Here is a 10,891-nt window from a genome sequence, read left to right on the forward strand (position 1 = left end):
CGCCGCTCAATCACAAAGTTCTTCATTCCGAAGAAATCAGATCTAAGTGTTTCGCTCGACTTGCATGTGTTAAGCACGCCGCCAGCGTTCATCCTGAGCCAGGATCAAACTCTCGTTAAAAGTGTTTAATCTCAGTCCAAAAATCAACTACTAGCTAATATTTGTCCCGTTATTACTGTTCTTACCATAAACTTGCTTAGAGTTCATGGTGGGTGTCAAATCTTTCAATTTGACTTGTTCTTTAAAAATTTTCTCTTTTAGAAATTTTCAAGGTTGTTTGTCTATTGTTTAATTATCAAGGTACTTCTGAAACCCTTGTGTTTACTGGATTTCTTTGCTCTCGCCGTTCTTTGCGACAACTCATTCATAATATCATGTAAGTCATGTATCTGTCAAGAACTTTTTCACATTTTATTTTTCATTTGTTGTCCGTCTCTTGCGACAGCTTTAATAGATTATCATATCTCCACCACCTTTGTCAACACATTTTTACAAATTTCGCCCTCCTTCATTCGAATAACCTTATGCCTTTGTTTTATGCCAAAAGGCCTCCTATGATTTTATTTTATCATAGAAGACCTTAGATATCTTAATTTACAGAAATTTTTCACAGACTCAGTTCAATCGATATACCCCAAATATTTTTAGGGCACCATCCTTTTATTCTTCCTCTGCGAACATAAAACAGGCATTGGCAAGTTCACTTCCATCAGTTCTTTCAGCCGTAATCTTCACATATCCTGTTCCCCCTCATATTTTTCTATTGATTGACAAACAGTGCATCACTTTTCGCATTTTCGTCAATCACAACCTGATCATTTCCGTTTTTAAACATTGTATTTCCTGTAACAATGCCATCCGATTTTATTAGAGTCAGTTCAGGTATATACGATGGATCCAGTCCAAAGTGAATCGCATCTCCCTTATTATTCACAATCGTGTTATTCGCGAGAATTAAATCCCTGCAGGCTGTACACCAAATCCCGCTGCTGCCATTGCTCTCCACAATATTGTTGCAGCACACTTCCTTGTCTGCAACAGATAAATCCTTAAAATTAATCAGCGCGATACCATAAGTGCAATTATTATAGGAGTGTACACCTATCACCTTTCCCATTCTTCCACCGCCCAGGTGAACTCCTCCAAATGATGACGCTGCACCTTTTGTTCTAGTTCCCACTATAAATCCATTATTATAATAATCTCCGCCCTGCACTTCGCAATAGCTAGTACCATGAGTAGACACGCCCTCATCATAATTGTCATGCGCACTGCAATTGTATAAATAGCATATACCGTTTTGATTTCCACTGACCCCATCATTACCATAGCTTTTTGAGAAATCACAATTGTATGCTTTTACAACGCTGTTTGTGCCATACACCAACAGACTATCACTTGATGTCGAAAGTTTTATATCATGCAATTCTATATTACCATCTGCACAAATCAACAAGTTCTTTATGCTTGTATTCCCAACAATCGAATTATCATTACCATATATCACTACGTTTCTTCTAATATGAATGGATTGGGTTGCTGATAAATTGTTCCTGATTTCGATTGTTTTAACATCCGAGTCTGCTAAAGCATCGATCAATTCCTGAAATGTATTCACTTCTTCCGTATATCGGTGTATGACCTCTGCAACCTCGCAGAACTTCACATCACTGTATGATGAATAAACTCTAACATCCTGACCATTGCGATATGCGCGTATCTTGAAATAATATTTTGTCTTCTCCAGTTCCGTCACTCTTGTCTCTGCATTGTTTCCTGCTACATCCTTCATCGCTTTAAATCCTGTATTGGCGCTGGTCGATCCGTATATTATGTAGCCATCTGCCCCGATCACTTTTTCCCATGTAAGGACGGCTGCTGCTGTCTCACCTGTTGCCGAAGTTAACATCGGAGTCGCTGTACGGGTTGTTCCATATTTAATCTGACTATATCTGCTGGTTACATTGACGCCGTTTGCGGTTCTGTATGCTCTGAGTTTAAAGTAATACGTCTTTGCCTCCGTCAATCCTGTCTTCGTATATTGCGTGGTACCTGATGAAAATACTCCGATACTCTTGTATGTTCCATCTTTACTGTCTGACATGAAAAGCTGATATTTCGTTGTTCCACTGACCGGATTCCATGTAACTGCAATTTTTTTCTTTCCACCTGTTATCGCACTGATGGATGGGGTCGCAGGTGCGGTTGCACAGTAATTATATGAGCTCAATCCACTGTATACCTTATGACCAGTTCCAGTATGATAAGTTCTGACCTCGTAATAATATGTTTTTCCCGTCTCCACACTAGTGTCACTAAAAGACCGAATTGACTTCCCTGTGACTTGTACTTTTTTATATTGTCCGTCCGCACTGGCTGCGCGGTATACTTCATATCCACTCGCGCCACTGACAGCCTTCCATGAGACTGTTGTCTGACAAATTCCGCCTTTTACTGTCGGTTTTTCCGGAGTTTTAGTAGCCGTCACCGCTTTGTAAGTATCCGAAAAGCTGCCATATGTCGTCTTGCCTTCTACTGTCACGTAAGCCCGCACCTGATAATAGTAGGCTTTACCAGCTTTCAGCCCTGTCACAGCCAACGTATTCTTATCACTTTTTATTTTATTCATGTCACTTTCTGAAAAATCAGACGTAGACGTATATCTAACTTCATACCCCGTCACTTCATCTCGTTTTTTCCAGGAAAGATTCATAAAAGTTTCTGCCTCACTTGCAGACTCAAGTCCAGATACCGTGGCAACCCTTATCTTAAATGTCTTACAGATGGTCCCCGTGTAGTATCCCTTTCCTGTAATCACAACCTTTGCAGTTCCCGGATTTCTGTTCGCACTGTAGGAAACCTCATAATCTTCTCCTTCCGTGAGCAGTTCATCCTCGAGTGTGACTGCAAGTGTCGATTGCATTATTGATGCACCAGTATAGGTTTTGTTTTTTACACCTGTTACTGCAGCTTTTGTAATGTCTTCTTCGGCATCGCTAAGTACTCTGCTGTTTTCCTTTTCTTCTGGCTCGTTCGTCTTTTCGATTTCTTTGCTTACCGTAAGTTCACAAAGGGTCTCATGTCCAGCCACTTCTGCTTTTATTGTAACCGTTCCAGTTTTTAACGCATGAACCACAATGCTGTTTCCACTGCCTTCTTCATCAGTACTGAATGATACTATATCGGAAGTTTCTGGAACCAGCGTCCAGTTATACACTTCTGAATCAGTCAACTGTTCTGTAATATAAGGCGAAGTGCTCTGCTCCTTCATATACAACGTGAAATAATCACCGACCAACACCTCTTGTGGTAGTTGTGATATCACCCAATTATCAAAGGGCTGCTCTACCAATTTTAGGATTTGTCCTGCAAAAACAGTTTCTTCCAGTGGATGGAACTCATCATAAATTCCTGATGAATTCCATCCACTGTACCTCTTTCCATCTACCTCTTGCGGGTTCAGTGAAGCCTCTTCTATATTTTCGTTTTTTGATAAATCAATTCTTGTCAGATAATTATTGCTGCAGTTTATTGTTTTCAGTTCACTTAAGTCGGAAATAAAATTGTCCAGCGTCGAAAGTTGATTCCCCGAACAGTTTAAACTCGTCAGCGAAGCAAAAAATGATATCCCCTGAAGATCAGCTATTCCAAGGTTGCTAACATCCATTGTCGTCGTATTGTCCAATTCTTCCTGAGACAGATTTCCATCCTCATTCGCATCCGTATATGTAAGAATCCACTTCCGGAAATTATCGTCTGGAAAAGTTTCAGCACTGATGCTCGTTATTATCAAATCGTTTTCTTCAAGCGGCAATTCCCCCGACGAAGACTCCTCCGCCAAAACCAATAAAGATGTATTGCACGCCAACATCAAGGCAAAAAGCAACGCAATCCCTCTTCGCATTTTTTTCATCAAAATCACATTTCCCCTCAACTAAAATCACTTAAATATCCATGTACTCTCTTCATGAGTGTACTTTCACCACTATTAGTTTACATTTCACAATAAAATTTATCAACCAAAGAATTGGCTCTATATCAGATTCATCGCCTCACTGATGTTTTTCACTCCCAGTACTTCTATCCCTTTGATGTTCTTCACCGTCTCCATTGATACTTTGGGAATTACACAGCGTTTGAAGCCAAGCTTCTTTGCCTCATTCACCCGCTGTTCCGGCATGTTCACCGCGCGCACTTCGCCGCTCAGCCCTACCTCTCCGAACACGATTGTCTCCTCATCAATCGGACGGTTTTTGTAGCTGGAAGCTATCGCCATCACGATTCCGAGATCTATCGCTGGCTCATTCATCCTGATCCCTCCGGCTATGTTTACATATGCATCGTAATTGGACAGGCGTAGTCCGATTCTCTTTTCCAGCACCGCCATGAGCAGATTCACTCGGTTATAGTCTGTTCCCGTAGCTGTTCTTCTGGGCATACCAAAGTTGCTCTCGCAGACAAGCGCCTGGATCTCGATTAGTATCGGGCGGGTTCCTTCCATAGAGCATGCCACAACCGAACCGGACGCATTTTCCGGTTTCCCACTCAGCATATATTCTGAGGGATTTTCTACTTCCACCAGTCCTGACTGGCGCATCTCAAATACACCGATCTCGTTGGTCGATCCGAAACGGTTCTTCACTCCACGCAGTATCCGGTAAGACGCATGACGATCCCCCTCAAAGTAGAGTACCGTATCCACCATATGTTCCAGAACCCGGGGGCCCGCGACCGTTCCCTCTTTTGTTACATGGCCAACGATAAATATTGAGATTCCCAGTCCCTTTGCCAGCTGCATCAATACATTGGTCGATTCTCTGACCTGTGAGACACTGCCCGGTGCCGATCCCACTTCTTCATTATACATAGTCTGAATCGAGTCAATGATCACGAGATCCGGTTTTCGGTTCTCTATCACATTGCGGATTGTATCCAGATTGGTCTCACATAACAGAAGAAGATTTTTCGAGAACTCTCCCATACGGTTTGCCCGCAGCTTGATTTGCGCAAGAGATTCCTCCCCTGAAATATACAGCACACTTTTCTGTGCTGCAAGACGCTGGCATACCTGCAAAAGCAGTGTCGATTTCCCGATTCCCGGATCTCCGCCCACCAAGACCAGTGATCCCGGAACGATTCCACCGCCCAGCACCCTGTCCAGTTCCTGTATTCCGGTCTCCACCCGCGTGTTGTCATCTGTGCTTACCTCTGTCAGAGCCACTACCTCCGCCTCACGGATTGATTTCACAGCGGTATTCTTCCCGGTGCTGACCTTTTCTTCCACGAATGAGTTCCATTCTCTGCACGCCGGGCACTGGCCCAGCCATTTATTCTCCTCATGTCCACAGTTCTGACAGAAGAAGACGCTCTTCTTTCCTTTTGCCATTTTTTCCTCCTCAGCACGTTTTGCAGGCACCAAGGTTCCTCCCGCTTTCAGCGGATCCCTCCTCAGTACGTTTTATAACCAAGAAACTCTGAGAGACGGTGTCATCTCCCAGAGTTTCTTATAAATTTGTATGTAATATATTCAGCTAGGCACATTTTATGACTTTGATGTCGCCACTCTGTCCTTCACTCAATTCCAGGCTCACACTTAATTTTCCGCTCAGATTCGTAGCCATCTTCCCTGCAGATGCTTCGTTCACATACACTTCATACTCACAATCCGGTTCCAGTTCCAATGTAAATTGTACATCCGTCGCCGCTGAGACTGAAAATGCGATTTCTTTATCCGTCGCCTTAAAATTCTCTACAGTTGTTCCCGGCACTGACTCATATACAAACATCCCGTTCTTCTCAAGTTTTGTAATCTCCGAAAACGTCTTCACTTTGTACATGTCACCCTCAAATTCAAAGTTCTCCAGCTTTGTCTTCGACGGCAGTGTGTAGTCTCCGAAGCTGAGTGTTCCATTGTCTTCTGTGCGTAATAATTCTTTTACTGTAGCCATTATGTTTTCCTCCTGAGTACCTTCAGTTTTTTGTTTTACTTTCAACAGATTCTATTATAACTTAAAACGTTTTTGTTTTCTACTTCTTTGTTGTCTTTGTGTAAAATTTAATTTCTTTTTTAGAAATTCCAACTTCCACATCTGTTCCGGTCTTGATCTCTCCGTTCAGGATTGCTTCTGCCATCTTGTCTTCCAGCTCGGTCTGAACCGCCCGGCGCAGTGGTCTGGCTCCAAATTTGATGTCTGTGCCTTTCTCGACAATATGCTTCTTTACAGAATCCCGGATCGTCAGTCTGATGTTCATCTGCTTTCTGACCCTGGCCGTAAACTCTCTGCACATTAAGCCGGCAATCTGTTTCATGTTCTCCGCATTCAGGGAATGGAAGACGATGATCTCATCGATACGGTTTAAAAATTCCGGTCGGAAGATCAGCTTCACTTCATCCATCACGTTCTGCTTCATGCGCTTGTAATCACTCTTTACATCCTCCTGCACCGCGAATCCGAGCTTCTTCGGATCTACGATGGCCTTGGCTCCGGCATTGGAGGTCATAATGATCACCGTATTTCGAAAATCCACTTTTCTGCCCTGGGAATCCGTGATATGACCATCATCCAGAACCTGAAGCAGGATGTTAAACACATCCGGATGGGCTTTCTCGATTTCGTCAAACAAGATCACTGAATAAGGATGGGTGCGCACCTGATCACTCAGCTGCCCTCCATCGTCATGACCGATATATCCCGGAGGTGATCCGATCATCTTCGCCACACTGTGCTTTTCCATGTACTCTGACATGTCGACCCGGATCATGGACTCTTCATTTCCAAAGAGTGCCTCCGCAAGCGCCTTGGACAGCTCAGTCTTCCCGACTCCGGTAGGCCCGAGGAACAGGAAGGAACCGATTGGCCGCTTCGGATCCTTTAATCCTACCCGCCCTCTTTTTACCGCTCGTGCCACGGCGCTCACGGCCTCCTCCTGTCCAATCACTCTCTTGTGGAGCGTCTCCTCCAGCTTCTGAAGTCTGCTGTTCTCCGACTCCGTCAGTTTCTGCAGCGGGATTCTGGTCCACACGGACACAACGGACGCAATATCCTCCCCCGTCACCTTCGCCATATTCTTTGCATTCTTTTTCTGGAATCTGCTGCGCACTCCGGCCAGCTTTTTGGCCAGTTCTTTTTGCTCTGCATTCAAAAGCGATGCCTCCTCAAAATCCCCCGCCTTGATGCTCTCTTCCTTCTGCCCCATCACTTCTGCCAGTGCGGCTTCCAGCTGAAGGAGATTTTCCGGAACCTTATATCCCTTCAAACTCACGCGCGAACAAGCCTCATCCAGAACATCGATTGCCTTGTCCGGAAGGTTTCTATCGTTGATATAGCGATTAGAAAGCGTGACTGCCGCCTGCAATGCGCTGTCCTCAATCTCCACCCTGTGGTGCTCTTCATATTTTCCACGGATTCCTTCCAGTATCCCAAGACAATGCTCTGCGGTCGGCTCCTCCACCGTAATCGGTTGGAACCTCCGCTCCAGTGCCGCATCCTTTTCAATGTACTTGCGATACTCCACGATGGTAGTCGCGCCGATCAGCTGCAGCTCTCCGCGTGCCAGTGACGGCTTCAGAATACTTGAGGCATCGATTGCGCCCTCTGCTCCGCCTGCCCCGATGATCGTGTGAACCTCATCCAGAAACAGGATCAGGTTGTCATTCCCCTGAACCTCAGCAATCAGCCCTTTCATCCGTTCCTCAAATTCTCCGCGGTACTTTGACCCCGCAATCATCCCCGGCAGATCCAACGTCAGAATCCGCTTGTTCTTCATACTCTCCGGTACGACACCGTCGGCGATGCGTGACGCCAGCCCTTCGATGATTGCCGTCTTACCGACTCCCGGTTCTCCGACGAGACACGGGTTATTCTTTGTCCGCCGGCTCAACACCTGCATCAGCCGATTGATCTCCTCTTTTCTTCCAACAACCGGATCCAGCTTTCCCTTTTCTGCCAGCGATGTCAGATCTGTGGTGTACTGTCCCAGCACCTCCTGCTTCTGGCCACCGTTCTCCTGCATATCCATCGGATGTTCCCTCGGATCTGCACCGATTGAATTTAAAATGTCCGCATACATCTTCTGCAGATTGATATCCAGTGTAATCAGGATCCTCGCTGCCACGCATTCCACATCGTGAATGATCGCCAGCAGAAGATGCTCCGTACCGATCATCTTCTCATGGAAATGTGATGCCTCTCTCGCACTGCCCTCCAGCAGATACCGGAAACGCGGGCTTTCCTCCGGGAGTTCATCATAAACCACATCCGGGGCCGGCGAGATCAGTTCATCGATCAGTCTGAGAATCTTGCTCTCATCCACACCATTCACTGCAAGGATCTGGCCGGCGACCCCCGTGTATTCCTTCCGGAGTCCCAGCAGCAGATGCTCCGTACCGATGTACGGATGGTCTAATTCCTTCGCTGTGGTTCTTGCGTATTTGATAGCCTGGGCTGCCTGTTTCGTATATTGATTCTGCATAATATCCTCCTGCATCTTTATTCATAATCAAAGCATCTGACGGAACTTGTTTTTCACACCGCCCCGACACTCTGAGGTGTTACTCATATTCTTCGTAAATCTCGTCAACCAGCTCGTGTACTTCCGCTCGGTTGATTCCCTTGCAGCTTCCCTTCGCCAGAAGAATCGCCAGCTGCAGCTTCATATCTTCCAGAGCCTCCAGCTTATCCAGATTGATTGCGATAACCGCTCCATTCCTCCGGTCCAGCTGGATAAAACCTTCCTGCTTCAACACCGCATACGCCTTGTTGACCGTGTGCATGTTGATTCCCACCATGTCTGCAAGCTGCCTGACAGATGGAAGGGAATCCCCCTCCCGGATCTCGGAAGTGGCAATTCCCATGATGATCTGGTTTCTTAATTGAATATAAATAGCTTCTTCGCTGTTAAAGTCTACCTCTATTAGCATCTAATCACCTTTTCTCAAAATGTATGATGTATTTTTGTTATAGCTACAGTATAACAAAAGAGATGCTGCAACGCAATATGCAACATCTCAAAATTATAACAGACTTTTTATTCATTTATTCCATCCGGATCTTCCTCCAGATCGTCAACATCTTCTTCCACCTGTTTGTGCAGATTGTCCTCCCAGAGATAATGCCTTGTCTCTTTCACGACCACACCGCTCAACAGCAGAAGGGAAATCAGATTCGGAAATGCCATCAGACCGTTCATCAAGTCTGAGAAATTCCATATAATGGCCAGTGATACCACGGAGCCGAGGAACAGGATGATCAGGAATATGACGCGATAGACCATGACGCTCTTCAGCCCGAATAGATACTCCATCGCTTTCTCACCGTAAAAGCACCACCCCAGTATGGTCGTGAATGCAAACACGGCAAGTGCCACTGCAAGCACATACTGTCCAATTCCCGGAAGTAATCCAAATGCGTTCTGCACCAGCTGATCATTCCCTGCACCCACGAAGCGGTCCGGAACATGCAGCATCGAGCTGACAATCACGATTCCGGTCAGTGCGCAGACGATGACCGTATCCCAGAAGGTTCCGGTCATGGAAACCAGTGCCTGCCGGACCGGATTTTTTGTCTGTGCAGCAGCCGCCGCAATCGGGGCGGTTCCAAGGCCGGATTCATTCGAGAACAGGCCGCGGGCCACACCGTAACGGCACGCAATGATCATCGTACTTCCGACAAAACCGCCAGCCGCTGCTCTGGTCGTAAATGCAGATTTTGCAATCAATACGATCGCAGGTATAAAATATGAATGATTAATGATAATAATAACCAGACAGGCCACCACATAGAATGCCGCCATAAACGGAACCAGTTTTTCACAGACCGCGGAAATCTTTTTCACACCGCCCATTACAACGGTACCGATCAAAACAGTAATCACCAACCCACTCACCCATGTTGGAATATGAAACGTGGATTCTATGATCCCGGAAATCGCATGGGACTGGACCGTACAGCCGGCACCGAAGGTTGCCAGCACCGTAAACACCGCAAAGACTACCGCAAGCCACTTCTGATGGAGTCCCTTCTCAATCACATACATCGGTCCGCCCACGTAGTTGCCCGCCGTGTTCTTCCGGCGGTACTTCACGGAAAGGAGGGCCTCTGCATATTTGGTCGCCATGCCAAAAATCCCGGTGAGCCACGTCCAGAGCACCGCTCCAGGTCCCCCCAGCGCAACTGCTGTCGACACTCCGATGATGTTGCCGGTACCGATGGTCGCCGCCAGCGCCGTCGCGAGTGCACCGAACTGAGTGATATCTCCTTTGCTCTTCTCATCCACCGTAACCGACAGTTTGACTGCCTTCACGGTATGCCTCTGTATTCCTCTGAGTCGAATGGTCAGGTAAATGTGCGTTCCAACCAGTAATACCAGCATCGGAAGTCCCCACACATAGCTGCTCATGGTCTCTATGACTTTTCCTAATTGTTCCACGAATCTGCTCCTTTATCTTAAATTCCATGTAAATTCTGTGTATATTTCACGTAAACCTTTATGCATTATACTGTATTTGCATAAATTCCACAAGCGTTAATTCCATAACAATGTGTTCCACCTCAGCGTTGAGGAATAAAAACTTTTCGCAATAAAATAACCAGAATCTAAGCAGGAGTACCTCTTGTGCGGTAAAATATAAGTAACAAATTTTTCGCACAGGAGGTTTTTACGAATGACAAAGAAAGAAAAACGTGAACGAAAGAAACAGGACCGTGGAATAGTTGATTTTATGATGGTTGCAAATCATTTCTTTCATTATTTACAACAATGGATCTCGGAAATGAACGATCCAAGAGATTCAAGTTACATCACGTATTCGCAGACTGATCTTGGGTATATGGCGATTCTCAAAAATATCTGCGGACAGCATACAATGAGAGAAATGGAAGAAAATTTCAAT

Annotated in this window: 7 protein-coding genes and 1 rRNA gene; 1 reads left to right on the top strand and 7 read right to left on the bottom strand. The window is 45.6% G+C overall.

Annotated features, from left to right (window positions below; all coding sequences use genetic code 11):
* The 7 genes from BUB85_RS19520 to BUB85_RS19550 form a co-directional block, all read right to left on the bottom strand.
* Positions 1–120: ribosomal RNA gene (locus tag BUB85_RS19520) — 16S ribosomal RNA — on the bottom strand; the annotation flags it as partial.
* A 640-nt stretch (positions 121–760) separates the two neighbouring features.
* Positions 761–3,913: a fibronectin type III domain-containing protein gene (locus BUB85_RS19525; protein WP_084534149.1), complete on the bottom strand. Its 3,153-nt coding sequence runs from the start codon at positions 3,911–3,913 to the stop codon at positions 761–763.
* Between the two features lie 120 nt (positions 3,914–4,033).
* The gene (radA, locus tag BUB85_RS19530; protein ID WP_073113182.1) at positions 4,034–5,386 is read right to left on the bottom strand and encodes a DNA repair protein RadA; all 1,353 of its coding nucleotides are present in this window, start codon (positions 5,384–5,386) and stop codon (positions 4,034–4,036) included.
* Positions 5,387–5,531: 145 nt separating this feature from the next.
* Positions 5,532–5,948, bottom strand: coding sequence for an endosialidase (locus tag BUB85_RS19535; protein ID WP_073113178.1), 417 nt, complete (start codon positions 5,946–5,948; stop codon positions 5,532–5,534).
* Between the two features lie 79 nt (positions 5,949–6,027).
* Positions 6,028–8,472: an ATP-dependent Clp protease ATP-binding subunit gene (locus tag BUB85_RS19540; protein ID WP_073113179.1), complete on the bottom strand. Its 2,445-nt coding sequence runs from the start codon at positions 8,470–8,472 to the stop codon at positions 6,028–6,030.
* A gap of 79 nt (positions 8,473–8,551) precedes the next feature.
* On the bottom strand, positions 8,552–8,920 hold the full coding sequence (locus BUB85_RS19545) for a GntR family transcriptional regulator (RefSeq protein ID WP_073113180.1): 369 nt from the start codon (positions 8,918–8,920) through the stop codon (positions 8,552–8,554).
* A 107-nt stretch (positions 8,921–9,027) separates the two neighbouring features.
* Positions 9,028–10,428: an alanine/glycine:cation symporter family protein gene (locus BUB85_RS19550; RefSeq protein WP_073113181.1), complete on the bottom strand. Its 1,401-nt coding sequence runs from the start codon at positions 10,426–10,428 to the stop codon at positions 9,028–9,030.
* Positions 10,429–10,663: 235 nt separating this feature from the next.
* On the opposite strand from BUB85_RS19550, the gene BUB85_RS19555 reads away from it, so the two are divergent.
* On the top strand, positions 10,664–10,891 hold a 228-nt coding region (locus BUB85_RS19555; protein WP_143160797.1), incomplete at its 3' end, for a transposase family protein.

It is taken from the genome of Hespellia stercorisuis DSM 15480, from assembly GCF_900142165.1.
GTDB lineage: Bacteria > Bacillota > Clostridia > Lachnospirales > Lachnospiraceae > Hespellia > Hespellia stercorisuis.

Excerpts from the sequence above, each read along its gene's own strand:
- BUB85_RS19545 (WP_073113180.1), bottom strand. The coding sequence starts at position 8,920 with ATGCTAATAGAGGTAGACTTTAACAGCGAAGAAGCTATTTATATTCAA.
- BUB85_RS19540 (WP_073113179.1), bottom strand. The coding sequence starts at position 8,472 with ATGCAGAATCAATATACGAAACAGGCAGCCCAGGCTATCAAATACGCA.
- BUB85_RS19525 (WP_084534149.1), bottom strand. The coding sequence starts at position 3,913 with ATGAAAAAAATGCGAAGAGGGATTGCGTTGCTTTTTGCCTTGATGTTG.
- radA (WP_073113182.1), bottom strand. The coding sequence starts at position 5,386 with ATGGCAAAAGGAAAGAAGAGCGTCTTCTTCTGTCAGAACTGTGGACAT.
- BUB85_RS19535 (WP_073113178.1), bottom strand. The coding sequence starts at position 5,948 with ATGGCTACAGTAAAAGAATTATTACGCACAGAAGACAATGGAACACTC.